Annotated in this window: 21 protein-coding genes; 4 read left to right on the top strand and 17 right to left on the bottom strand. The window is 38.5% G+C overall.

Annotated elements, in window-relative coordinates:
- Positions 1-182 precede the first annotated feature (182 nt).
- The 17 genes from UMU13_RS11075 to UMU13_RS10995 form a co-directional block, all read right to left on the bottom strand.
- Entirely contained in the window at positions 183-1,865 is a 1,683-nt protein-coding gene (locus tag UMU13_RS11075; protein ID WP_328219135.1) for a GspE/PulE family protein, read from the bottom strand.
- Positions 1,866-2,226: 361 nt separating this feature from the next.
- Complete coding sequence (locus UMU13_RS11070) at positions 2,227-2,661, bottom strand: type IV pilin protein (protein WP_328219134.1); 435 nt, start codon at positions 2,659-2,661, stop codon at positions 2,227-2,229.
- Between the two features lie 4 nt (positions 2,662-2,665).
- On the bottom strand, positions 2,666-3,883 hold the full coding sequence (locus tag UMU13_RS11065; RefSeq protein WP_328219132.1) for a type II secretion system F family protein: 1,218 nt from the start codon (positions 3,881-3,883) through the stop codon (positions 2,666-2,668).
- A gap of 15 nt (positions 3,884-3,898) precedes the next feature.
- Positions 3,899-5,227 (bottom strand): secretin N-terminal domain-containing protein, encoded by a 1,329-nt coding sequence (locus tag UMU13_RS11060; protein ID WP_328219130.1) that lies wholly within the window; start codon positions 5,225-5,227, stop codon positions 3,899-3,901.
- Positions 5,211-5,582 carry a hypothetical protein gene (locus tag UMU13_RS11055; RefSeq protein ID WP_328219129.1) on the bottom strand — a complete coding sequence of 124 codons (372 nt, stop codon included), beginning with the start codon at positions 5,580-5,582 and terminating at the stop codon, positions 5,211-5,213. Before UMU13_RS11055 ends, UMU13_RS11060 begins: the two co-directional genes overlap by 17 nt.
- A gap of 329 nt (positions 5,583-5,911) precedes the next feature.
- A complete protein-coding gene (locus UMU13_RS11050) occupies positions 5,912-6,466 on the bottom strand; it encodes a hypothetical protein (protein WP_328219127.1) in 555 nt (184 codons plus the stop codon).
- Entirely contained in the window at positions 6,456-7,025 is a 570-nt protein-coding gene (locus tag UMU13_RS11045; protein ID WP_328219126.1) for a PilN domain-containing protein, read from the bottom strand. The genes UMU13_RS11050 and UMU13_RS11045 overlap by 11 nt, the downstream gene beginning before the upstream one ends.
- A gap of 1 nt (position 7,026) precedes the next feature.
- Positions 7,027-8,055 (bottom strand): hypothetical protein, encoded by a 1,029-nt coding sequence (locus tag UMU13_RS11040; RefSeq protein WP_328219124.1) that lies wholly within the window; start codon positions 8,053-8,055, stop codon positions 7,027-7,029.
- Between the two features lie 86 nt (positions 8,056-8,141).
- Complete coding sequence (locus UMU13_RS11035; protein ID WP_328219122.1) at positions 8,142-8,864, bottom strand: tetratricopeptide repeat protein; 723 nt, start codon at positions 8,862-8,864, stop codon at positions 8,142-8,144.
- Positions 8,861-10,114 carry an AAA family ATPase gene (locus UMU13_RS11030; RefSeq protein WP_328219120.1) on the bottom strand — a complete coding sequence of 418 codons (1,254 nt, stop codon included), beginning with the start codon at positions 10,112-10,114 and terminating at the stop codon, positions 8,861-8,863. The genes UMU13_RS11035 and UMU13_RS11030 overlap by 4 nt, the downstream gene beginning before the upstream one ends.
- Before the next feature lie 585 nt (positions 10,115-10,699).
- On the bottom strand, positions 10,700-11,089 hold the full coding sequence (locus tag UMU13_RS11025) for a hypothetical protein (RefSeq protein ID WP_328219119.1): 390 nt from the start codon (positions 11,087-11,089) through the stop codon (positions 10,700-10,702).
- Complete coding sequence (locus UMU13_RS11020; protein WP_328219118.1) at positions 11,086-12,249, bottom strand: four helix bundle protein; 1,164 nt, start codon at positions 12,247-12,249, stop codon at positions 11,086-11,088. The genes UMU13_RS11025 and UMU13_RS11020 overlap by 4 nt, the downstream gene beginning before the upstream one ends.
- An 87-nt stretch (positions 12,250-12,336) precedes the next feature.
- On the bottom strand, positions 12,337-12,867 hold the full coding sequence (locus UMU13_RS11015) for a prepilin-type N-terminal cleavage/methylation domain-containing protein (RefSeq protein WP_328219117.1): 531 nt from the start codon (positions 12,865-12,867) through the stop codon (positions 12,337-12,339).
- A complete protein-coding gene (locus UMU13_RS11010; RefSeq protein ID WP_328219116.1) occupies positions 12,860-13,375 on the bottom strand; it encodes a prepilin-type N-terminal cleavage/methylation domain-containing protein in 516 nt (171 codons plus the stop codon). The genes UMU13_RS11015 and UMU13_RS11010 overlap by 8 nt, the downstream gene beginning before the upstream one ends.
- The gene (locus UMU13_RS11005) at positions 13,360-13,722 is read right to left on the bottom strand and encodes a four helix bundle protein (RefSeq protein ID WP_273266047.1); all 363 of its coding nucleotides are present in this window, start codon (positions 13,720-13,722) and stop codon (positions 13,360-13,362) included. The genes UMU13_RS11010 and UMU13_RS11005 overlap by 16 nt, the downstream gene beginning before the upstream one ends.
- A 44-nt stretch (positions 13,723-13,766) precedes the next feature.
- Positions 13,767-18,392, bottom strand: a complete 4,626-nt coding sequence (locus tag UMU13_RS11000) for a DUF6701 domain-containing protein (protein ID WP_328219114.1) — start codon at positions 18,390-18,392, stop codon at positions 13,767-13,769.
- A 200-nt stretch (positions 18,393-18,592) separates the two neighbouring features.
- Positions 18,593-18,763, bottom strand: a complete 171-nt coding sequence (locus UMU13_RS10995; RefSeq protein WP_328219112.1) for a hypothetical protein — start codon at positions 18,761-18,763, stop codon at positions 18,593-18,595.
- 58 nt (positions 18,764-18,821) lie between these two features.
- Between UMU13_RS10995 and UMU13_RS10990 the strand changes: the two genes are divergently transcribed.
- The 4 genes from UMU13_RS10990 (at position 18,822) to UMU13_RS10975 (ending at position 25,026) form a co-directional block, all read left to right on the top strand.
- Complete coding sequence (locus UMU13_RS10990; protein ID WP_328219111.1) at positions 18,822-19,283, top strand: MarR family winged helix-turn-helix transcriptional regulator; 462 nt, start codon at positions 18,822-18,824, stop codon at positions 19,281-19,283.
- Positions 19,267-20,319, top strand: a complete 1,053-nt coding sequence (locus UMU13_RS10985) for an efflux RND transporter periplasmic adaptor subunit (protein WP_328219109.1) — start codon at positions 19,267-19,269, stop codon at positions 20,317-20,319. Before UMU13_RS10990 ends, UMU13_RS10985 begins: the two co-directional genes overlap by 17 nt.
- Complete coding sequence (locus UMU13_RS10980) at positions 20,319-23,420, top strand: efflux RND transporter permease subunit (RefSeq protein ID WP_328219108.1); 3,102 nt, start codon at positions 20,319-20,321, stop codon at positions 23,418-23,420. Before UMU13_RS10985 ends, UMU13_RS10980 begins: the two co-directional genes overlap by 1 nt.
- Before the next feature lie 361 nt (positions 23,421-23,781).
- Positions 23,782-25,026 (top strand): TolC family protein, encoded by a 1,245-nt coding sequence (locus tag UMU13_RS10975; protein ID WP_328219106.1) that lies wholly within the window; start codon positions 23,782-23,784, stop codon positions 25,024-25,026.
- Positions 25,027-25,191 lie beyond the last annotated feature (165 nt).

The raw sequence follows: 25,191 nt of genomic DNA, 5'->3' as shown, positions 1-25,191 counted from the left end.
ACTCAAAAAGGACTCATTCAGCTATTGAATACAATACTCCGAGAGAGAAACTGGAACTATATTATAAAGAAATGGAGCAATGTGCTTAACTTTTTGTGTAGAAAAAGGTGGAAAGTCCACTGCCTTTACCTATTTCCCTACCTCCCTATCTCCCCATCTCACTACCTCACTATTTCCCTATCTCACTCCATTATCGTCGTTACACGGAGGACTTCCTCCAGAGTCGTTATTCCTTTTTCAGCTATTTCCAGGCCGGATTCATACATGCTTTTAAAACCTTTGGTTTTAGCGTATTTCAGTATTTCATCGTTGGAAGCGTTTTTGTTTACCAAGTCCCTTATTCCTGAATCTATCTTCAAGACCTCATAAATTCCGATTCTGCCGCTGTAACCTGTGTTTCTGCATTTATCGCATCCTTTGCCGTGGCTGAATTTCACATCGGAATTTTCATCATAACCTATCCTGGTCAAAAGTTCTTTAGTCGGTGTATATTCTTCCTTACAGTCCGGACAGATTTTTCTTACAAGCCGTTGTCCAACCAGGCCGATTACTGATGTTGATACAAGAAAATTTTCTATACCCATGTCAACAAGTCTGGTGATTCCGCTGACGGCATCGTTGGTATGGATAGTGGACAATACAAGGTGTCCTGTTAAGGATGCCTGAATGGAAATTTCCGCTGTGTCCTTATCCCTGATTTCACCAACCATAATAATATCCGGATCCTGTCTGAGTATTGACCTCAGAGCATTTGCGAACGTTACACCTGCAGATTCGTCCACCTGAACCTGATTGATAATCTTAAAATTATATTCTATCGGATCTTCCACAGTGACAATATTTTTATCAATGGAATTCAGTATATTCAAAGTTGCATAGAGTGTTGTGGTTTTACCGCTTCCGGTGGGGCCTGAAATAAGTATTATCCCGTAAGGCTTCTCAATAATCGACTTATAAATCTTCATATTGTGATCATCGATACCGATTTTGTCCAGGTTAAGCATGGCTTTACTTCTGTCAAGAATACGGAGCACTGCCTTTTCTCCGTAATTAGTGGGCAGTGTTGATACCCTGAAATCCACATCTTTAAAATTGTGCTTTATTTTAAAACGTCCGTCCTGTGGAACTCTTTTTTCTGCAATATCCATACCTCCCATAATTTTGATACGGGAAATGAGAGCAGGGTGGAGAACTTTATTTAAAGAGAGAATTTCGTGCAAAACCCCGTCTATTCTGTATCTTACTCTTAATTTATTTTCGTCCGGTTCGATATGTATATCACTGGCTCCTTCATTAACGGCTTTTCCCACTATACTGTCAAACAGATTTACAACCGGTGCATCCTCAGCCAGATTTTCAAGGAAATTGCTGTCCTTGCCGGATTGAAGAATTCTTTTTTCTACGGCTTCCGCGGTTTTGAAAAGTTTGTCTTCGGTACCGTAAAGACGCTCAAGAAGACTCAGCAGTTCATCATTGCGTATAACATAAGGAGTGACCTCTTTTTTGGTGACACGGCTGATTTCATCTATTGCAAATATGTTTGTGGGGTTGTTAGTGGCGATATAAAGGTTGTTACCTTCAATTTTAACCGGAACTGCCATAAATTTTCTTGCCAGATTTTCCGGCATATATTTTTTCAGGTTGCTGTCCACCTGAATTTCATCCATAGTTATCTTTTCAAGGCCGAGCTGCTCGGCAATGGCGGTAAGCATTGTATCTTCATCAATATATCCAAGCTCCACGAGAACTTCGCCGAGCTTTTTACCGCTGGTTTTCTGCTCGTTAAGTGCAACTTTTAGTTGTGCTTCCGTCAGCAGACCTTTCTCAATGAGAAGTTGACCGATTTTCACTTTTTTAAGTTTCATACTAAAACTCCTGATTTTGCTTATAATATTATGATAACTTAATAATTCAAATTTCGCACTTCGTTTTGTCCGTCATTGCGAGGAGTGACAACGACGAAGCAATCTCTAATACAAGACGAAACCTTTGAATAACTCGTGTTAGTCATGCTGAATTTATTTCAGCATCTCATAATACCAATAAGTTACAAGACCCTGAAACAAGTTCAGGGTGACGATACTATAATTATTCAAAGCTCTCAGACATGAGATCGCCGCGGGTTGCCGTCCTCGCGATGACGCTTGAGATTACCACGTCGTCCGCTACTGAGCGGACTCCTCGTAATGACGTCAAAGTGGTGAACCTCTACACCCTCAACTACTTCTACTTCTCCTTCTCTTCCTTCAATTTTTTTATTACATTTTTCGTTTTTGCTGAGAATGCTATTTTTCCCGTTTTATTATCATAAATATAAGGGTTTCCGAAAGGGTCGACAAGCCTGCCGTTTTCAAAAGTACTTCTTGCCAAAATAAGATTGTCAGGAGAAAGCTCCCTTACAACATCTGTTTGTATAGCTGTTTCTTTTTGCAGTAAATACTTTTCGCTCTTTAAAACCGACAGATTATCCGGATATTTGCTGTTGTAAGCTCTATACAGGTCAATGTTGAGCTTTATTGTCTGCATATCAATTTTTGCCGTTGTATACAGACTTTTTGTTTCAAGAAGATTGTAATAACGGTAAAATATGGTAATTAAAACAGCTATTACACAAATCACAATTACCGTTTCGTAGGGAGAAAATCCTTTCCTGTTTATCATAAATTTATTGAAATACTTTTATCATATCCCACATCGGCAGGAATACTCCCAATGCGAGGATTAAAACCATACCTGCAATAAAAACGAGTAATATGGGCTCAAGAGCAGAGGAAAGAGTGTTTATTGAGTAATTGATTTCTTCGTCATAATAATCGGAGATTTTAAAAAGCATATTGTCCAGCTGCCCCGTTTCCTCTCCGGCAGCAATCATATCACTTACAACCTGAGGAAAATATGATGAAGTGACAAAGGCAGAAGCTATATTGGTGCCCCCTGAGACCCTGTCTCTGATATCAAGAAGTTCACTTTTCAATATATTGTTTCCTGTTACTTCGGAGACAATTTCAAAACTTGTAATTATGCCGATTCCGCTTTTGTAAAGCAGCCCCAAAATTCTTGCAATTCTGGAAACATATATTTTATGCATCAGATTGCCTAACACAGGTACCTGAAGTGAGTATTTGTCGATAAAGTCTTTGCCTTTTTTCGTATTTTTCACTTTCTTATAGCCAAAAACCAAACCTACTACGATTATTATAAGAAGCCACCAGTAATTCTGGAAAAAAGAGTTGAGCCAGATTAAAATCTTTGTAGGCAGAGGAAGTTCTGTGTCAAATTTTCTGAAAATTCCTACAAATTTCGGTATTACAAAAGTAAGCAGGATGATAAAAGCCACCACTATTGCGGATATTACCATTTTCGGGTAGCGTGTGGCCGTTTTTATTCTGTTTTTTGTTTCAAGGTCAGTTTCCAGTATAGTGGTGAGTCTGCCAAGGACAATGTCAAGTACACCGCCTTCTTCACCGACATTGAGCATATTGATGTAAAGGGGAGAAAAAACATCCCTGTGTTTGCCGAATGCAACACTCAAAGGTGAACCGGCCTCCACGTCAGCCAGAATATCTTTTGTCTTCTCAGCGAGCTTTTTACTTTGGGTTTGTGACTGCAGTCTTTCCAGAATTGTAACCATTGGAATGCCGGCGGAAAAAAGTGTTGCGAATTGTCTGGTGAAAATTATAAGATCTTCGAGTTTTACTTTCTTATATTTGTTTTTTAATTCTTTCCAGTGCTTGTCAAGTCCTCCGAGAGCCGATACAGAAATTTTTTCCACGGTAATGCCGCGGTCGGCAAGCTTGGAAAATGCTTCGTTTTCATCGGCTGCGTCAACGCTGCCGCTTGTTGCTTCACCGTTGTCAAGAGTTCCTCTATAAACGAACTTCATAATCTAATCCGGAATTCACTGATTTTCAGCCACGCTTTCATTATTTTCAACAATTTTCGGAGTTAAAAAGATAACCAGCTCATTGGTTTTATTCGATGTGGATTTACTTTTAAAGAGTGCCCCGAGAAACGGTATTTCACTGAGAAAAGGAACAGAAGTGCTGCTCTGTGAAGTGGTCTGCTGAGTAAGTCCGCCGATAACTGCAGTTTCACCATCATCCACCATTATTAAAGAATTCGCCTTGCGTGTGAATTTCATAGGGTATCCGTCAACTGCACGGCTGAAATCCAGTTCGCTTTTTTCCACAGAAATATTCATTAATATTTTGTTATCGGGGGTAATTTGAGGTTTTACCTCCAGCACAAGTTTTGCCTCATCTTCCTCCACGTCTGTATCAACATCTCCGTCATTTTCTTCAATAACTTTATATTTGTATTCCTGGCCGCTTTCGATTCTTGCCTGCTGGTTATTAATAGTCATTATTCTGGGCTCTGAAACGACTTTTGCTTTACCCGCCTCTTCCAGAGCCTGAAGGCGGATATCAAGGAGAAAAGACCCTGCATAGTTGCCGAGCATCATGTTTAAAGCACCGGCCGGTGAGGCTACCGGCATATTGACAAAATATCCGGATGAGCCCGAAGGTGTTAAACCGGTTATATCACCGCCTGTGGCGCCGCCGCCGATTTGTATCGTGTGAGGGAAATCGCTTCCCGTTGTTTTGTTAATTGTTGCCCCCCACTGTATACCTAAGTCCTGGCTTCCGCTTTTTGTCAGCTCCACGATTTTTGCTTTTATCAGAACCTGTTTAATGTTTCTATCAATCTTGCTGATAACAGTTTTGATAAAATCGAGATTTTTTTTCGTATCGGAGATGATTACCACTCCGCTGAAATCGTCAACGACAATTTTCCCCTGCGGACCAAGGTAATTTTTTAGTACTGATGCCAACTTGCCCAAACTGATATATTTTGGATAATAGAAGAAATTTTCCATATCACTGATGCCTGCCGGTTGATTCTTTTTGTTAATATAGATAATGTCATTTTCTATTGAGTAGGTAAGATCTGCACTTCTGGAAAGTGCCTGTAAAGCCTGGTATAGTGTAACATCTTCGAGCATCATGGTTATATTGCCCTGGATATTATCGGGCAAAACAATGTTAAAATCCGATTCTTTTGCCAAAACGGTCGCCACAGTTCTGATACTGGCATTGCGCAGGTTGAGCGAAACGTTTTGGCTTAGTTTTTCAGGCTGCATTGTGCTTTTTGTATTCTCAGCATACAAAGAAGCTGCAGATATCATTAAAATAAAAAATACCAATAAAATTTTAATCTTTGCCCACATATAATTCCACCCTGTTTCCGTTTTTTGAAAGCAATACGTTGTCACTGTCTATAGAAATAATTCTATAGCTGTTGATTTTATCACCGGTTTTATGAATCCGTCCGTTTATAAGTGCCGTATAATCATTGCTTACTTTGATAATACCCTGAAGATTCAATTTCATATTCTGTTTTTCCTCTTTTGCTGTTTCGAATGTTTTTTCAGAGGGGACAGACCTGATTGTATTGTCGTTGACATTGTTATACTGCGTATTCGAAGGCAGAGGAAGACTCAGATAAAATTCCTTTGCATACAGGCTGCCTGCCGAAATAAAAATTAATGTCAAAATTGCCATTAGAGTACAAATACTTTTCATATCAATTCACCGCATCCTCTCAGCAGATTTGCAAAAATTATTGGCCATATTTATCTTACAAGAGAAAGATCTCTCCTGTTAAACAATTTTTTTTCCATACCCCATCCTACCCTTCCCCTACCTTAGGGGAAGGAAGCGATTGCTCCCCCTGGATTAGAGAGAGAATAAGAAGGGGTATTTTGTCAAACAACGTAGAGATTTCTCTTCACCACTTAACAGTGGTTCATCGAAATGACACATTTAAGTTTTTGTCATCCCGAGTGAAACAACGTGGAGTCGAGAGACCTCTTTCTTGTAAAACTATATGCCAAACAAAAATACTGATGCTCTTATATATCATCATTCCCTGAACTTACAGCATTTACTGTGGCGCTGAAATTCATATTATTTTCATTAAAACTTAGCGAATAATTTTCAATGCTTAAAATATTGCCTTTATCTTCAATATTCTGCATAAACTCCACCACAGAAGGTAAACTTCCGGTAGCCTTTACGTTAAAAGTCTGAATTAGCTGATTGTTTTTAATATTTACATTTGCCACATTCAAACTCTGTATTTTCATATTGGTACTGAGCAGCAGTGTTTTCAAAATATCCGAAACGTTTTCTTTTGTCTGTGTTTCCTTTTTAAGCTTTGCTATACTTACTTTCACATCCTTTATATTGTTATCAATGGTTATGATTTTGTCAAATATACCCATTTTTGAGTGAAATTTACTTATTTCATCGGCATTATTTATCTGCAGCTGTGTGATTTTATTTTGCAATTCGTATCTTGTCTGAATGAACCCCGAATATGCATATTTATAGAATGCGTAATTCAGCCCGATAATAAGCAATAATGCAAGAATTATTATATCTCTAAGCTTTACGTTAATGCTCATAAAAGGGCTCCATGGTTATTTTTACCTTGAATTTCAGTTGTCTGCTGTCATCTGTCCTGTTTAAACTTAGAAAATTTACCCGCGTAACCACCTCTGATTGTTCGAGATCTTTGTAAAAGCGGTAGAATGCATTGTCATTTGCTGCGGTACCGTTAAAATTGAATGTGCCTGAGCCGTAACTGAATGATGAAACGTAGATATTTCGGTTTATAAATTCAAACAGTCTTAATGAGTCTATCACAGGCGAATTGTTTTTCTGATTATCAGCCATGAGTTCACGAAGTTTTGATTTTGCATCTGATAATTGTTTCTTTTTGTTTTCGTATACCTGTTCGTATTTGCTGAAATTGGAGTTCAGACTCACCAATTTGCTGTGGTATGCCTGTTTTTGAGCGAGGTTTTCGTTTAGTTTGTCGATAATTGTTATGTTGCAGTAGTAAATGACTCCGAGCAGTATTATATTGCATACAATCACCGCTATAGAGGTTCTCACGGCAACGTGTTTATTAAAATCAAACTGGTACTTCAAAGGCAGAAGATTTATTTCGTTATTCTTCATATTATAATATCTTCATCCCCAGACCTATGGACTCTGTAATATATTTTAATTCATCAAAATTTATTTTTTCATCGATATCCAGTGTCAGCTCCTTTGATGCCTCATAACATACTGTTTCAATATTAAAAAGATTTTGCACATACTTCCCATAATGCGGAACTTTCAGTATGTCGCCGGTAATCAGTATGTTTTGGATTTGTTCTGCACTAAACTGCTGGAAATAATAATCAATTGTCCGCTGAATTTCCAGACTGATTTTGTCCACAGCTTCAGAAATTGCTTTAAATTTGTTTTCATCTTCTTCCGTTTCATTTTCTTCATTCAGACCGTATTCAAAAAGTGCCTGACTGGCCTGCTCTGCATCTGCTCCTGCATTAGACTGTATAGTTGACAATATTTCCCTTATGCCAATGTTCAATTCTCTTTCCACAAGGATAACATTGTTGCTGCTGATGTATAGGGTACAGTCAATATTTCTGACATGCAGATGCAGGAAAGTCTTATGACCGAGAACGTTTTTGCCCAGTCTGAATAGGGCGTTGGTATCAGTTTCCATTCCGAGGGTTTTAAATCCTTCATCGGTAATAACTTCCATGATCTTATCACACATTGACCTGGGTATTGCCGCGGAATAAGCAACTAGCATCGGCGAAGCCGATGAATTTGTGTACACAATATTTGTGTCGTATTGCTGATCTATCATGTAATCTATGTAATAGTCGGCAAGTGATATTTCGAAATCCTCTTTCAGAAAGTTGAGTATTTGGGAGCGGGGATTTTTAATGTTTTGCTTAAATACGTTTACATTTTTTATAATTTCTTTTGCAATGACAATAACATAAAGATATTTGTTTTTGCCGGAGTTTTCTTTTATGCTGCTGATAATATGGGGAAAATCATCAAAATTTTCAAAGGTAAAATCGTGTGTCGTGAGGCCTTCCAACACAAGAGCGCCTTTTTTGCCCGTAAATATACAGTGATCAATCTGACTGTCACCGACAACAAGAGTATTAATCATCTTAGGCTTCATTTCTCACCATTTTCCTGCTTCTCCATTTCACCACTTCTCTATCTCACTATCTCTCTATTTCCCCATCACCCATAACGCTTTACGCATCACGGCTTCTTCCCAAGCATATATATCTTTCTTTTCAGTGTTTTTTTGAGAAAACTTTCTCCGAGCGGTTTATCTGTTTGCTCCATATGATTTAATGATTTGCTGTAGTAACTCAAAGCCTGCGAATAATTGCCCATTTTTTCATAGATTACGGCTTTGTTTAAAAGGGTCTTGTAGTTCTCCTCTTCGATTTTTGCCTGGATATCCGCTGATTTTTCAAAATCACCCATTTTAAAATATATCATGGAAAGGATGTTTAGAATTTCGGGGTTTTCCGGGTTTCTATGCAAAATGTTTTCACAAATGATTTTTGATTTTGAAAGGTTGCCTGTAAAAAAGTAAAGCATGGCGAGTAAATTATTATTTTCTGATTTTTCAGCTATTTCTTCAGCCTTATTGTAATTTCCGGAAAGGAGCAGAAGGTAAAAATCATTTGTATTCTTCTCAGACATAGTTTCCTGATATTCCGCAAATTTGCTGTTAAATTTATCCTGAAGAACATTAACGGGTGTTATATTGGTATGATTTATATTGGCAACAATGTTCTGCGTATGGTAATAATACAGGCCAGCAGGTATTATCAGAATGATGGCTGCTGTCAGAATGTAAATTGTGCTTAAGCTGAAATGGGGAAAACTGTATTTTTTAGAATAGCTTCCGGCAGACTTGCGGCTGTTATTATTATCTTTTAATTTCTTAAGGGCATCAGCGATTTCGCTCAAGATTCACCACACTTTTTTATATCAATAAACGATTTTTTATTAACTATCCAGCCGTTTCTGTTGCCCTCGGATATTCTGATCCATTTATCCTTTATATCGTTAATAACATAAATTGAGCCTTCTGACAATACTTTAATCACTTCAGCATTCAAGGATGGTTTAGCACGGAAGTTAAGATTTACCTTCAGCCGTGCACATTTTTCTGTATTCTCTGTTTCAGTCGATTTTGTACTGATTCTGTCTGCATTAGAAACTTTCTCTGTTTTTGCTGTTTTCGGTGATGAATCGGATGATTTCTGCATTTCCGCCTGCTTTTTATCTGCTGATTTTTCGGAGCTGAAAGCCGGTAAATTTGAGTTTTTAAATGTAAAAGCTGCTGTGATAATCAGTATAAGCAGTACAGATGCATACATCAGGGATTTTTTAAATTTGAAGCCGCTTGAACCGATAAATATATAATCTTTATATGCTGCTTTTACAATTTTTTTATTAACCTGCTTCTTTTTGTCTGCAGCTGCCAAAAGAAGAGCTTTGTCTGCTATATGATTTATTTCCCTGGGGTTCCCTTTGGTATATTTGTAAATGGCATTTATTGCTGGTTTGGAAAATATATATTTTTTATATTTTAATGATTCGGTGATTCGGAAATTAATATAATTTTCGGTCTCGTTATTATTTAGATGTTCCAGTGTTACTTTTACAGCTATGCGCTGATTGAGCTGCCTTAGATTTTTTTGGCGAAGGAGGGCTTCCAGTTCCGGCTGACCCACCAACAGAATCTGAACCAATTTGTCATTTTCCAGCTCGATATTTGATATCTGTCGGAGCATTTCCAATGATTCAAATGACAGATTTTGGGCTTCGTCGATAATTATTACAACATTTTTATCCTCTTTATAATTATTTATAAGAAATTTTGAAAGAATTTTATACAAAGCACTCTTGTTAGCGTTCTTTGGGATATTTATTCCAAAGTCCTCCAGTATGGAACACAAAAGTTCATATGGTGTGAGAAAGGGATTCAGGATAAGGCTTGATTTGACATTGGTAAGTTTGTTTAGAAGCACTCTGCAGAGAGTTGTTTTGCCGCTTCCCACATCTGCAATGAGGCTTAAAAAACCGCTGCGCTGCCGTATCCCGTATGTGATGGCTTCCAGAGCTTTCTCATGGGATTCGGAGCAGTAAAAAAGATCCGGATCAGGTGTATTTATAAACGGTTTTGATGTGAATCCGAAATATTCGTTGTACATTATTTTCCTTTATAATTTACTATTAATTTAAATTTCGCAGTTGCACCTTCTGTCTTTGCTAGGAGTGAATACGACGAAGCAATCTCTCTACTTTTCTTATTTTGAGATTACCACGTCGACCCCGGCTCCTCGTAATGACGCCATAACCAGTCTGGAATTCACCTTTAGGTGAATAAATAGAATGCTACACATATTTACCAGTTCAAAGAACTGGTGCTAGCCGTAGGCATTCTTGCGAGCGTAGCGAAGCAATCTCATATAAAGAAACATGAGATCGCCACGGGCTGCCGCCCTCGCGATGACGTTTGCGGTCATTGCGAGCACAGTCAAGCAATCTCGTATTTGAGATTACCACGTCGACCCCGGCTCCTCGTAATGACCGAATGAACAGCCAAACTTAAGTTCTTAATTTATTACTATTATAGCTTAATATATTGCTTCTGACAAATCAACACTTACTGACAACAGTTAAGTGGTGAGGTAGTGAAGTAGAGAAGTGGTGAGGTAGTGAAGTAGAGAAGTGGTGAGATGGAGAAATAGGGAAATAGGGAAATAGGGAAGTGGGGAGATAGTGAAGTAGTGAGGTTATTGTTTAAATTTGACCTTTAGTTTTCTTTTGATGCCGTTAATCTGGCCTGTGGATGTTACTTCGCAAAGTTCTGAATAATTTGCCGGCGGCTGGCTGGATATATTGTCAGATATTTTTCTGACATTTACCGTCGCATATCCGCTTTGATTCTCAATTTTTACTTCTTTGCTCGAAATGTTATCACATGATCCGTTGACAATTGATTTCCTGATCCCCCACTCAATCCCACTTTCAGCAAGATAAAAAGCCTGTGCGGAAATCAGTTCCTCGGAGGAGCTCACTGATTGATTCGATAACATAGTGACAATTGATACACCGATGAATCCGAATACCACAAGGAGAAAAACTGCCAAAAGGAGTGAAAAGCCTCTATTGTTATTAATCATGGAACATTCCTTATATGAACCTGGTGTTTATAATTGAGTGTTGTGGTTCCTTTTCTCATTGTAATTGCAATTGTCACCACTCCGTTTCTTTTCTGCGGAATACCCGGCTCATAATTGAAGTCAATATCATTAACATATGACATGAGCCGGTAATGCGGAGAGCTGTTATCCGTTCCATCAGTTGTTGTCCAGTTGTAATCCCTGCTCATATAGATTCTTGTCCCCCTTTGATAGAAAGTCATCGGCGTATCGATAACGTAGAACCTGTTGTAAGGGGATTGGGCTTTCAAATCATTACTTATTGTAATGTTGTCTTTATTGTAACATTTGGAAGCATTATACCAATATTTCGGTGTATTGTATATTTTGTCCGGTTTAGTAACATAAACGGTCAGATTATCGTTTGTAGTTTTGGTGGCAGGGTCAAAAGCTTTCAGTATATTTGAGCAGTTATCAAAAATGTTCAGATAATTTTTGTTTTTTCCCTTCGGTTTTTCATAGTAATTGCCGCTGTAAAGTTTCATAAATCGTATTCCATTGCCACTGTCGATAACTTTTACAGAATTTGGAACAGCCATCCTCAACTCTCTGTCCATTCTTTGGACACCATATTTTACTTCATTAAACAGATATTCCTTTGTCCGTGTGTCAACGTAGCCGGTAAATATCGGCATAATTAGATTCACCCCGACACCTGCCACAATGCCTAACAATACTATGGCTATTATCAGTTCAATCAATGTGAACCCTTTGGTTTTAGGGGTAGTAGGGGTAGTAGGGGTAGTAGAGGTTGTAGAGGTGGTACGGGAGTCGATGGATTTGATGAGATTATTTAGAAGCATGCCGATTTTTGACAATTTTTCTTCAAGTTTCAGATATATTTCCTTGGAAATGTAGTTCAAATCTCTGGAGAGTATGAGTAAATATTTTACTTCTTCCAGGGAATCTCTGGAAATGTATAAAAATTTCAAAAATTCCTTGTTGCTGCTCTTTGAGCGCCCCTCAACTATATTTGTAGGAATAGAGATAGATGCTCGTTCAATTTGTGCTACTAAGCCGTACTTTTCTTCTTTGGGAAACTCTTCCAGAAGCCCATAGATATACAATACGAATTCATGACTTTTCTGCCACACAATTAAATCTTTCCAGCTTCTACCCATCCAAACCTCTCAATATTCCACATAACACAAACTACCTATAATACCTATACAACCCCTACGACCCAAACCAATAACGCCTTACGGCGTTTAAAAATTGCCCTTCAACATCCTTAGGGTATAAGTCTCATTAAGTACACCTTTTGTAACTTTGATCTCTATTAATTTAAAATTGGTTTGACTGTTAACAAAATCATAAACACCTGTAGAATTATCTGCAAAGCCGACTTTTATAGAAATGTCAAAACCGCTGGTCAGATTGTCAAAACCGAAATCGGAGCTGGTATAGTCAGAATAAGTTTTTGTGTTTGCATCACAATTACTGTCTTTTACATAATCGTCTATATCATCAAATTCTTCTTCCTGATCAATCGGTTCTTCTGTGCAAATATTTGCAATAGTTGTACTTATATTATCACCGCCGTTTGGAGTGGATTCATCCCATTTTTTCCCTTTTATTTCCTCCATTACGGCTTCGGCAACCTGCACACCTCTTAGCCTCAAAGTAGGATCGGATGTTTTGCCGAGTGTGTTAAAAAACAGCATCATTATTCCCATAACACCTATGGAAAAAACAACTATAAAAATAATTATCTCAATTAAAGTGAATCCTTTATTCATAGACCCCGCCTGCATAGGGAGCTATATAAATATTTTTCCCGCCGATAGTTATTGTGATTTTATTTGTGACAATATTATCATTGGTCGAAATATTGTCAGTATCGGGTCTGCCCAAATAATCAAAGTAAAGCGGGTTTTGTGAGGGTGGAGTTATAGCAGACAGACCGCTTATATCCTCTTTATCGGAAATGCCGAGAAAATTGTATCCGTGGGTGGTGAACAGGATGCCTTTTCCTCCGCCTGTCACCATTGATTTGTGCTGCACATATCGGATATCAGACATCAACCGGACAACTTCCGCATTTTTTTCTATATCAGATGTAGTAATCTTAGGAGCAACAACCATAGCAACTATACCTACGAGAATTATTATTATAACCAGTTCAATCAATGTAAAACCGCGCTTAGCGCGTGAGATGGTGAGGGAGTGAGGGAGTGAGATGGGAAGATGGTGAGATCGTGAGGTAGAGAAAAAGAGAGATTCTGTTTCCTTTATTTTATTTCGCATGATTTTTTCCATAATCCATAAAGCAATTTGTCTATTTCTGTTAAGCTTTTTATTATAATTTGCTTATCATTATCATCTATATATTTCAGTCTAAGAGCTATTTCTATTTGTGTATCAATTTCACTGATTGAGCCTCGGGCTATATTATAGAACTGTGCTTTTTCTTTACTGGAATTTCTGGCAGCACCTTCAGCAATGTTTGATGGAACAGAAACGGCTGCTCTTCTTATCTGACTTGTTAGTCCGTATAATTCATCTTTTGGAAATTTTTCTGTAATTTCGTAAATTTTTACACAAAATTCCACAGATTTTTGCCATGTTTTTAATTTTTTATGCGGCTTTTCCATCTTCCTACCTCACTCCCTCACTATCTCTCCATTTCACTATCTTACTATTCCGCAGGTACTTCCTGCCAGTCTATGATTATATCCCTGCCACGATATATGCCGAAAGTCGCGGTTCCAACTGTTTCGTTATCCAGTAGGTATAGATAGCTAATAAGGTTGATGTCAACAGAGCCATTATTATTTTCACCTGGAGCTGTCAGGGACAATGAGCCGTATCCACTATTAATATCTGCAATGCCAAAAAGAGATGTTTCGCCTGAATTTAAATTTACCGTATAATTATCCAGATAAAAATCGCTGTCAGTTAGCTGAGTACAGCTGTCATTATCGTTTAACTCCCAAGAATCCCCGTCCCAATATTCTGTTCTTACGTCCAAAGTTAAAGGCTCAGTTTCAGGGCCGTAATTATCCAAAATATCCATTCTGCCATATCTGATTTCTGTACCGCTTGCTGATATGTTATCCGGTAAATTAATTGCGGAAACACTATCGTTGTCAACTATACTGTTTATTTCAAAATTTATTAAAGCATCAAACGGTGCTATTTGAGAATTGTTATCTCTTACATATGTGATATTGTCATTGCCGAAGGTGTATGTGGCAGTTCCGTCATTATTAGGATTTAAAGATGCATCATCCCTTTCAACACTTACTTTGACTTTATTTACTCCATCTTCACCCACTTGATTAGCGTCTGTTGTCGGGGTTGTTATATCGATACCTGATTTTTCAAGTTTGAAGAAATTGCCTTTGTAGTTTTGGGTGGTATTGTTATCTTTGTTTTGAGCTGTTATTATAAACTCAGGCTTAACAAGATAATTAGTTTTTTGCCCTGTGTAAGTGAAACTGTTGCTGCATTGATTAGCCAAGTCTCCGGTTGTTTTTGATGTTACTTCAAAATGATGTGGCGTAAATCTGCCGATATAAGGCGAGCAAACCTGAACACTTTCTCCAAGGAAATTGTTCAATCCATCTTTCTGCATTTGAATTATACCAACTTCACCAAAAGTAATATTATCGGAGCTGACAGTGTTGCTGCTCTTTGCAAAAGTAATATTTCCGTTATTATAACTTATACCGGGATTATTGCCGGTAGAGGGGAGCGCTAAATTGACAGAGGGTTGACCAATATCCCATGAAGGAACACGGGCATAATTGCTTCCGGGATCAGTTAGAGTTGAATTATCGCATGAATCCCATTCCCCGTTATTGTCTGAATCTCTGCCAGATGTCCATTTTAAGCTTTTGAAATTTAGAGTGAATGGGTTACCGGCTTTTCTAAATACGCCTCCGTTTGCATCCTGACTTTTTGGGTTTCCGACAGCATTTGCAAAGACTGCAAAAGGCCGCACAACAAATGCATTACTTGTATCTGTTCCAGTGACAGTTTGTACGGCAGTTGTATTGTCTGAGTAAGTAACGGGAATTTGCATTTCTGCTGTCAAAGAGTACTTCCCGGCATCTGATGATTCGAAGATGAAAGGTGCTGTGCCATTACTATCGAAACTAAGTGATAAAGACTGAGTGGTAGTATTGTCAGTGAGAATTATGTTGCCTCCATTAGCAGTAACTTGTATAGAATTATCTTCCAATCCCTGATTTATTTGAGGCAGTGAATAGCTGAAAGAAACATCTAAATTTTTGTTTTGTACCCCGGGAATACAAGCCCCTGTTTTATCATTTGTTCGAATTACACGGATAAGCTGGGTTTCACCGTTTGGATTTGTGTCGGAAGGTTTACCGGCAATCTGAGTTGTTATATCGCTTTCCGGATTTGTGCTGGCATCGTCTCCATCAATTATTATTCCCACATCTGTGAATATAATTTCACAGTCAGCGCCACCACTTGTGTTTAGACACCTTGTATTATTATCAGCAATGGGAGAAGTTGCTTCAGCATTTATTGTTATAGTTTCGTTATCGGTATGGATTAAATCTACAGTAGTTTGACCACCGGTAAAAGTAGCAGGGTCTGTTTCCCAACCGGAAGATGGGTTGGTGAAATTTACAGTTACTTGATTATTATATAGTGTTGAGCAATTATCATTTGCACAGGCTTTAACAGTAATCGGTTCAGCTCTGCATGTCAGAGCGTAACCGTCGTGTGTGAGAAGAATATGATTTAGATTTGATCCTGGGCTCTCGCAAAAACCTCGATCGTCTAAATTTGATATCCAATTTATATCATAGTTAATGTAGCTATTGCTAATTAAGTTTATATTCCCTTCTGCAGCTAAAGATCCATTTATTTCAATGTCACTTCCAACTTCAATACTTCCCTTAGAATACACCACAGCATTAATTTCTCCATCATTACCGTTTGAAAAAGTGATATCACCATAGTCCACAATTAGTAAATTATTAGGTTCGCCGTTTTCATTAATATCTGTTCTCCAACTAAATTCTGTTGGGTCTTTAATAAAAAGTCTGGCGGTACCGTTGCCTTGGACTGTGATTTCAATCCTTGAACCATCAAAGTTAAAAGTTTCAATCCAATAATCTGTTCCTCCCTGAAGCTCTAAGGTATCTCTGTCTTTTAACGAAAGAGTCTGAATTTTATAAACATCAAAATTACCGCTGTCTGATATAGTGCTGCGACCCCCGCTGTCTATATTTCTATATTCGTTTATATTGTTATTCCCAAGCGTATAATCTTCTCTCCAACCCAAATTCACATCTAAAGTACTATTAGTAGTTATGAAGGTACCAAGTGTTGGTTTCTTAGATATAGAATTAGATGCTGCGCAATCAGTAGTTATACAAGTATCATTACTCCATTGGTTATAGATGATTTCATATGTTTCAAGAGTATTGTCTGGATCAGAAACCTGAGCGTTCCATCCAAATTCTATAGAGCTGTTGGATTCAGAGTTTTGGGCAGCACTGGGGAATATATCTGTGCAATCTATTTGTCCCGGTACACTTGGACATGTTCGTGGTGTTCCATCCCAGTTGTTACCGTTGTTTTCGTTATTATAAATATTAGAAACTTGAGAATCAGTAAGAATGCTATCAAATATTTTTACTTCATCCAAATAACCGTTAAAATATTCAGGTGAGCCCCCCGTATCTTCAATTCTGCCAATACTGGAAAAACTGTTTCCAATGCTTCCACTATTCATGTTCCCTGTGTCTTCAAGTATCCCATCAACATAAACTTTTGCATCACCTGTATCAGCATTTCTTGTAAGAACTACATGATGCCATTGATTATCATTTACTTCATTATTAGATTTTATGGTAAAATTATTGCCTACAGCAATGCCAATATTGCCATTGCTATCGATAAAACCCCAGAAAATATCGTTAGTTCCTCCGTTTTCTTCAATTCCTGTAATACCTGGTGCCTGCCATGCAGTATCATTGCCGGTTTGATTTGTTTTTATCCAAAAGCTCAAAGAGGCCGTTGACTGTAATGCGGAAAGATCCGGCACTTCAATATAATCATCCACTCCGTCAAATATACCTCCTACTCTGCAGATTCCACCATTAACTGTAGAGTTATCTGTTGTGGTTAAACCGTTATAAGCAGTACCATCATAATCATTTGAGCTGTTATCTTTCACTTCTCCGGCTGTACCACTCCATTCGGCTTCATCCATTCTGTAATCAAGGAAAAGCATAGCAGGACTTTGGACGCAAAAATTATCTATATGCCAGTAATCCCAATTTTCACCACTGCCGTCAGTCAAACTGAAGCGTACCTGCAGTCCGCTATGAAATGCATCGCTTGGTAAAATGTAAGTTTTATTGAACACTTCTCCAGGTGTTCCACCCCCCTGAAATGTTTCCAAATCAATCCAGTTGCCGCTGTTATTAAAATATGAAACAATAATATTTTCACCATCTTCTGGGAACTCACTTCCCAGAATGTCATCACTGCCTCTTTGAAGCCAAAAGCTTAGATTTGCGGCTGATTTGCCTGATAAGTCCATCAGTCTTGAAGTTGCATTTACTGGACCTCCGTTAAGATAAAGGCTGTGTGTAGGCGAATCATAAGTTTGTTCACCAATGCCGGCATAATTGTTATTGCTTATAATCCAGTTTGAAAGACCGTTCTCGAAGTCATCGCAAAATCCTGGAGGCGGAGGTGAAGCCTCTCTAAGTACTACATTATCAATATGGTAGTAGTCATAATTATATCCGCTACCGCCTGTTTGTCTAAAGCGAAAACGAAAGTTACTGTGCAAACCATTTGCCGGAATTTCTATGGTTTGATTAAATACTGATCCAGGTGCTGTATCACCAGCAATTCGGGCAAGAATATGCCAATCATTGTTGCTATCATTATATTCTATTACTAAATCTTCATTGGCATCAGGGTCTTCGCTGAAACTGTCATCTCCAACTTGAGCCCAAAAGCTAAGTTCTGCATATTTTCCGGAAAGGTCAATTGTACGCTTAGTGGTTACAGTAACTTCACCATATCTTGTATACATTGCTCTGCCGTCAGAGTCAGGCGTACCATTTGATATTCCGGCATCTCCGCCATTTGAATCAACATTCCAATAAGTATTTAATGAGTTTTCATCAAAAGTGTCTATAGAATTGTTGTGAGTGAAGAGAATGTCGCCGGGTGCTGAATATGCTGATGTAGTCAGGAGTAAAAAAATAAAGGAAAAAAGTAATATAAGAGAATTTCGGGTTAATTTCGTTGTTTGTTGGCTCACAGTGAACTCCAAAATACTGAAAAGTTTATTTATACCATATTATCAGCGAAGCTTATTCTTTACAATTATAATATTATGAAGAAATTGTTGCAATTATAATTGGAGAGATCTTTGAATAAATAAGTAGATGTCGTAATGCGAGACACCGTAATGCGTATGTGATACCGTGAAGCGTGATGAGTGATGAGTGACAGGTTAGTTCAATGTTCAAGGTTCAACGTTTGTGATAGTGATGAGTCCAAGGCTGTAAAATAAACAACCTGTAAAACCTCTATGACCCTTACAACCTCTAAAACCTCTGCAACCCTTACGACTTTTACAACAATTTTTATTTTTCCTGATTCTTTTGCCAAAACTGCTTGACTTTTCATTTAATTATATTTATTGTCGCGGCAACTATTGTCACGACAATAAAAGGTGGTTTCTGCTATGACTGATGAAAATTTGCTGGAAAAAGATATTTCTATGACTCTGGCCAAAGTTTTTTTCGGGATGAAAAAGATTTTTACAAAACTTTGGTCGGAATATGATATTACACCGGAGCAGGTGGGAATTCTCACCATTTTATGGGACGAAAACGGACTAAGTCAGCATGATATCGCAAAACGCAGCATAAAGGACGCTCCGAGTACGGCAAGGCTCATAAGCAGGCTCATTGACCGCGGTTTTGTCAAATGTGTGACTGACAGCGAAGACCGAAGATGCACCAATGTGTTTTTAACTGAAAAAGGGAGAAAGCTGGAGGAGCCGGCCAAATCCATAATGCCTGAATACAACAGCATGATTTATAACGGTATTAGTAATAAGGAGAAGCAAGGACTTTTGGGGATTTTGCAAAAAATGTATAACAATATAGAAAATATTGAGGTGAAAGATGAAGAGAATCATTAGTTTGTTTTTATTCTGCTTGCTTGCAGTAACGGCTTTTGCCCAGGAAGGTCAAAGGGCTGCCAATGTTGTTGTCAGCACTGTAAAGGAAAAGAAAATTGTAGAAACTGAAAATAAAATAGGCCTGGTCAAATACGATACCACGACTGAATTATCTTCTGAGGTTTCAGGGCTTGTTGAAGATACAACTTTTACCGAAGGTGATATCGTTAATAAAGGTGATGTACTGGTTCGTCTTAATACCGATTTCCTTGATAAAGATATTAGTATTAAGAAAAAGGAAATCGAAGTTTTGGAAGTGCGCATTGAAAATGTGTACAGGGATTTGCAGCGGTATGAAAAACTTTATAAACAGAATGCCGCCAGTGAAAAGCAGTATGAAGATCTCCTTTTTGAATACAAACGTATGAAAAAGGAAAAGCAGGCTCAGGAACTGGCTTTGCAGCGCCTAATGCTGGAAAAGGACAAAAGTGTAATAAAAGCTCCTTATGACGGAATCATTTTAAGTAAAAAGGTGTCTGACGGCGCATGGATGGCTCCCGGCAGCACTGTTTGTACAATTGCTGCGACTAATGATGTGATAGTACAGGTACCGGTTAATGAAAAATATGTTAAGTTTTTTAAAGAAGGTTTGGAAATTTTCCTGAATTTTACTGCATTTGATAAAGATGTCACCGGCACGGCGGCAGGACTTGATCCGGTAGCCGATCCCAAGACAAAAAATGTCTATTTGAAAATTAACATCCCTTATTTTACAAAACTACCTGTCAATATGACGGCAAATGTAAATCTGCCGGTGAGTGAGCCTCAAAAGATGCGAATAGTATCCCGCGACGCAGTTATCAGTAATAACGGTCAAAATTTTGTTTATACAATTAAGGACGGTAAAGCCAAAATACTTCCGATAAATATTGTAAGTTATCTCGGAGAAATGGTGGGAACCGACTCAAGGCATATCGTTCCCGGCATGAAAGTTATTGTAGAGGGCAATTCCAGACTCAGACCGGATCAGCCGGTTAAGGTAACAAGGGAGAAGTAATGAATATTATCAAGTTTGCTATAAACAGACCCGTAACGGTTATTGTCGGTATATTGCTTATTGTTCTTTTCGGTTTGCTGAGTATCGGCAAACTTCCAGTGCAGTTGAGCCCTGATATTCAGCTTCCGAAAATTACAGTTACCACCACATGGCCCGGCGCATCTCCGAATGAAGTGGAAGTTGAGATTGTAGATAAACAGGAAGAAAAACTGAAAGACCTTCGTGGTCTGCAGCTTATGGAAAGTTCCAGTTACAACAGCCGGAGTGAAATTACCCTTACTTTTGATCTTGAAGTGCCAATAGACACGGCGATGGTAAGGGTTTCCAATAAATTAAATGAAGTATCCGATTATCCTGATAATGCTAATGAACCTATTATTGACGCTTCCGGAGCCCAGGGATCACCTATTATATGGATGGCTGTTCAGAGTATGCCTGGAAACGAAAGACACGTTGATACTTACAAAACCTTTTTTGATGATGAAATAAAGCCGTATTTCAGCAGAATTGAAGGGGTTGGTAATGTTATGGTGTTTGGCGGTACAGCAAGCCGTCTGGAGATTATCACCGACACCGATAAACTTGCTGTAAACAGTCTGTCCATTCCCGATGTGGCTAACAGTGTTGCTGTTGCTAACAATGATGTACCGGCAGGAATTATGGGAGTGGGTAAAAACAGCTATCGTATAAGAACCAAAAGTAAATTTGAAAATCCCGATGCCCCTAACAGTGTTGTTCTATCCAGCGACGGTGTAAATACGGTAAGAGTGAATGATGTGGCTAAAACACAGCTGGGATACGAGCCACAGCTCAATTCTATTATGCATAATGCAAAACCCACCATTGTTATGGGTATAACCAAACAAAAAGGCTCCAATGTCCTTGAAATCACAGAAAAGGTAAGACAGGAAGTTAAAAGACTTAATGAGTCGGTTTTGCACGATAAGGGAGTGAATCTTAAGGTTGTGCACGAGCAGACACCCTACATTAATACAGCTATTAACACAGTTAAAATGAATATTCTTATCGGCGGTATACTGGCAATCATTGTATTGATACTTTTTCTTAGAAGTTTCAGCTCTACGGTTACCACAGCGATTGCATTGCCGGTTTCAGCCATCGGTACATTTATCTTTATGAATGCGTTCGGGCGGTCGTTAAATGTTGTCAGTCTTGCCGGTATTTCTTTTGCCGTCGGTATGCTTGTGGATAATGCCATTGTTGTACTGGAAAATATAGACAGACACAGAAAGATGGGCAAGAAGCCTTTTGATGCCTGTTACGACGGGACAGTAGAGGTCTGGAGTGCAGTATTTACCTCAACCACCACCACAATAGTTGTTTTTCTTCCCATTATTTTTATGCAGCAGGAAGTGGGGCAGCTTTTCAAAGACATAGCAATAGCGATTACCTTTGCCATTATTCTCAGCTACCTGGTTTCAGTAATAGCCATTCCTTCCATAGCGCACCAGTTTTTTAAGGTTTCAAAGAATAAAAAGAGGAAGGGCGAGTCTATCGGTAAGTTCGGCATGTTTTTTGTGAATATCATCATGTTTTTCAGCAAACAGTCGTTGAGAAACTATTTTACAAGGTTTGCAACTGTTATCAGCCTTACCCTTATGGCAGTATTAACCGTTTATTTTCTCATTCCTAAAGCCGAATATCTGCCACAGGGTAATCAGAATCTTGTCCTTAATATACTTGTTCCCCCTCCGGGGATGTCATATGAAAAGAAAAAAGAAATAGGTAATACAATTTATGAAAAAACGGCGCCGTATTTTAAGCAGGATTATAAAGACGGGATTCCGAAAATTGAGGAGATATTTTATATCGGTGCGGACAGGATAACCCTTTTCGGTGCTACAAGTGTTCACGAGACAGAAGCCAAAAAGATGATTCCGCTGTTTAACAGGATAATAAATGAAATGCCGGGAATGTATGGGGTGAGTATTCAGACCGGTATTTTCCAAAATGATATAAGTGAGGGTAGAACTGTCAAAGTGGATGTGATGGGTAATGATTTGCAGCAGATTACAGGTGCTGCAAGAAAGCTTTACGGAGCCATTTCCCAGGCGATGCCGGAGGCGCAAATCAGACCTGTTCCATCCCTTGAAATAAGTTATCCTGAAGCGAATATTGTTCCTCAGAGAAAACAGCTGGCTGCCAACGGTTTCAATGAGCGTGATCTGGGTATTATTGTGGACAGCCTTATGGACGGACATAAAATCGGTGATTATAAGCCGGGCGGTAAGGAAGCAATTGACATGGTTGTTACAGGTCAGGAAGATAAATATAATTCTCCTGAAGATATTATGGATAGCACGGTTGCCACAAGAAACGGTGATCTGCTGAAATTGCGCGATCTGGCTGATTTGCAGTACACTAAAGGAGTGACACAGATTAACCATTTGGAGAGAAGCCGGGTTATTTCTCTTGAAGTTACACCTCCGGAAGATATTCCACTCCAAACGGCTATGGACACAATTGCGCAGAAAATAATACAGCCTATGAAAGAAAAAGGAGCGCTTTCCGGCTTAAACACCAATTTAGGTGGTAACGCGGATAAGCTGGCGATAGCACTGCAGTCCTTGTCGGGAAATTTTCTGCTTGCCGTAATTATTGTCTATCTGCTGATGGCGGCGATATTTGAGAACTTCTTTTATCCTTTTATCATTCTTTTTACAGTACCTCTGGCTGCAGCAGGCGGTTTTGTCGGACTGAAACTTGTTAATATGTTTATTGCTCCGCAGGCTTTTGATGTGCTGACAATGCTGGGCTTTATAATTCTTGTGGGTACTGTGGTTAACAATGCTATTCTGATTGTTTATCAGACACTCAATAATATGAATAATGAAGGCTTGGGTGGTGTAACTGCTATTATAAAATCTGTTGAAACCCGAATCAGACCGATTTTTATGAGTATGATGACAACTTTTTTCGGTATGCTGCCGCTGGTTCTCGCACAGGGATCAGGTACTGAGCTTTACAGAGGTATAGGAAGTGTCCTGTTGGGTGGTTTGGCAATATCGACAGTTTTTACACTTTTTGTCATCCCTTCACTGCTGGGAATTTTTATCGGACATAAGAAAGGGGAAAACTGAGTATTAAGTGTTAAGTGCTAAGGTAAAGGCAAAGGTAAAGCAGAGGTTGATGAAAAGGTATTTGGATGTATTTGAGGTTGTTAGAGGTCGTTGGGGTTTACCCCTCTTGTTTAATCAAAGATTAAGCAAGAGTTGAGAGAATTGATAAAGTTGAAAATTGCATATTAAATGCACTTAACAAATTGGCAATATATCGCTTAATAGTGTATTCGGAGGCAGGGCTTCAGCCCTGCATTTTGACGGGATCTGGTATGGAAATAAAATCTGTATATTGGGCGGGACTAAAGTCCCACTTCCAAAAGATAAGATTGAATATTTACCAAAGTTTTAATTTGCGAAAATTTTTTATGAGAGGTAAGTGATGAAAAAATTATTTGTATTGATAATTTTACTGGCGGCGGTGAATGCTTTTGCACTAAGTCTTGACGAACTGAAAGAAAAAGCTGTTAAAAACAGACCTGTTTTGCATAAATACAGATTTGATACCGGAATATCTGAAGAAAATGTGAGATATCAGAAGGGTGAATTTATGCCTTCCGCCGATCTCGGCTATCAGTACAACCAGCTGGATGAAGACTCCATGTTTGAAAACAGTGAAAACAGCAACTTATATATTTCCTTAAGCTACAACCTTTTTGACGGTTTCAGGGACAAATATAACCTTAAGTCTGCAAAAGAAATGAAAAAGGTGAGTCTGTTTGAACTGCAGTCTAAAAAACAGGATATTAAACTTGATGTTGCCGCAGCTTATCTCAACGTTTACAGAAATCAGCGTTACCTTGAGGTTCGTCAAAATGCCTTTAAACTTTATAAAGAGAAATATGAGGACGCAAAACTGAAGTACGATGTTGGAGTGATGAAGTGGAGTGAAGTATTGAAAATAAAAGTTGAAATGGATAATGCAAAGCAGGAGCTGTTGAAAGCACAGGCGGAGCTGGATAAATCTCTCAACACGTTATCCAGAAAAGTTAATGCTGAAATAAAGATTGAGGATATCAACTTTCAATTATTGGAAACAATTCCTGAGTTTCATGAATATGATTTTTATAAGGAAAAAATGTACGCTGTCAGAAGTGAGCTGAAAGCACTTGAAACGGTTGTTCAGGCACGACATTACAGTGTGGGGGCTTCAAAGAGCTCTCTTTATCCCAAAGTTGATTTATCAATGAGGTACTCCAATTCTGCCGACTCCGCGAATCCTTACGGTGATAATGAGGAGGACGAGTTAAGAGGGCAGGTGAATGTAAATTTTAATATTTTTAACGGCTTTCAGAAATATTCAAATATTAATAAAGCAAAACTTGAAATGAGAAAATCCAAAATGGATGTAATGGAGTTGAAACTTGATCTTAAAAATCAGCTCCAGAATGTTTTCGAAGATAAAACTGTTGCTTTAGAAAATCTTGGGGTTGCCAGAACCAGCCTAAAAGAAGCTGAGGAGAATCTAAGGGTAACGGAGGCTTCTTTTAAAGAAGGTGTAGCTACCTCCACTGATATTCTGGATGCTATTTTTTATCTTTCACGTGCCAAATATAATGTGATAAATGCCAGAACACAGGTTTTTATTAATTATTTTAAGCTGCAGAGGGTTATTGAAAATCTGTAAAAGCCGTGATGGGTGAAGAGTGAGGTGGTGAGGTGGTGAGGTAGTGTGGACATGCTACAGTTTAGTAGACAGTAAGTTAAGCCAATGCTATAAAAAAAGCAGAGGTGCGAAATGAAGAAACGAAGAGTTTACAGTGAATCTTTTAAGCGAGAAGCTGTAGAATTA

Source organism: Flexistipes sp., assembly GCF_036172515.1.
Lineage (GTDB): Bacteria > Chrysiogenota > Deferribacteres > Deferribacterales > Flexistipitaceae > Flexistipes.
This window is presented reverse-complemented; position numbering and strand designations above follow the sequence as displayed.

Excerpts from the sequence above, each read along its gene's own strand:
- UMU13_RS11065 (WP_328219132.1), bottom strand. The coding sequence starts at position 3,883 with ATGAAGTTCGTTTATAGAGGAACTCTTGACAACGGTGAAGCAACAAGC.
- UMU13_RS11015 (WP_328219117.1), bottom strand. The coding sequence starts at position 12,867 with ATGAATAAAGGATTCACTTTAATTGAGATAATTATTTTTATAGTTGTT.
- UMU13_RS10980 (WP_328219108.1), top strand. The coding sequence starts at position 20,319 with ATGAATATTATCAAGTTTGCTATAAACAGACCCGTAACGGTTATTGTC.
- UMU13_RS10995 (WP_328219112.1), bottom strand. The coding sequence starts at position 18,763 with ATGAAAAGTCAAGCAGTTTTGGCAAAAGAATCAGGAAAAATAAAAATT.
- UMU13_RS11070 (WP_328219134.1), bottom strand. The coding sequence starts at position 2,661 with ATGATAAACAGGAAAGGATTTTCTCCCTACGAAACGGTAATTGTGATT.
- UMU13_RS11055 (WP_328219129.1), bottom strand. The coding sequence starts at position 5,582 with ATGAAAAGTATTTGTACTCTAATGGCAATTTTGACATTAATTTTTATT.
- UMU13_RS10975 (WP_328219106.1), top strand. The coding sequence starts at position 23,782 with ATGAAAAAATTATTTGTATTGATAATTTTACTGGCGGCGGTGAATGCT.
- UMU13_RS11045 (WP_328219126.1), bottom strand. The coding sequence starts at position 7,025 with ATGAAGAATAACGAAATAAATCTTCTGCCTTTGAAGTACCAGTTTGAT.
- UMU13_RS11005 (WP_273266047.1), bottom strand. The coding sequence starts at position 13,722 with ATGGAAAAGCCGCATAAAAAATTAAAAACATGGCAAAAATCTGTGGAA.
- UMU13_RS11010 (WP_328219116.1), bottom strand. The coding sequence starts at position 13,375 with ATGCGAAATAAAATAAAGGAAACAGAATCTCTCTTTTTCTCTACCTCA.
- UMU13_RS11075 (WP_328219135.1), bottom strand. The coding sequence starts at position 1,865 with ATGAAACTTAAAAAAGTGAAAATCGGTCAACTTCTCATTGAGAAAGGT.
- UMU13_RS10990 (WP_328219111.1), top strand. The coding sequence starts at position 18,822 with ATGACTGATGAAAATTTGCTGGAAAAAGATATTTCTATGACTCTGGCC.
- UMU13_RS11040 (WP_328219124.1), bottom strand. The coding sequence starts at position 8,055 with ATGAAGCCTAAGATGATTAATACTCTTGTTGTCGGTGACAGTCAGATT.
- UMU13_RS11020 (WP_328219118.1), bottom strand. The coding sequence starts at position 12,249 with ATGGGTAGAAGCTGGAAAGATTTAATTGTGTGGCAGAAAAGTCATGAA.
- UMU13_RS11060 (WP_328219130.1), bottom strand. The coding sequence starts at position 5,227 with ATGTGGGCAAAGATTAAAATTTTATTGGTATTTTTTATTTTAATGATA.
- UMU13_RS11025 (WP_328219119.1), bottom strand. The coding sequence starts at position 11,089 with ATGATTAATAACAATAGAGGCTTTTCACTCCTTTTGGCAGTTTTTCTC.
- UMU13_RS11050 (WP_328219127.1), bottom strand. The coding sequence starts at position 6,466 with ATGAGCATTAACGTAAAGCTTAGAGATATAATAATTCTTGCATTATTG.
- UMU13_RS11030 (WP_328219120.1), bottom strand. The coding sequence starts at position 10,114 with ATGTACAACGAATATTTCGGATTCACATCAAAACCGTTTATAAATACA.
- UMU13_RS10985 (WP_328219109.1), top strand. The coding sequence starts at position 19,267 with ATGAAGAGAATCATTAGTTTGTTTTTATTCTGCTTGCTTGCAGTAACG.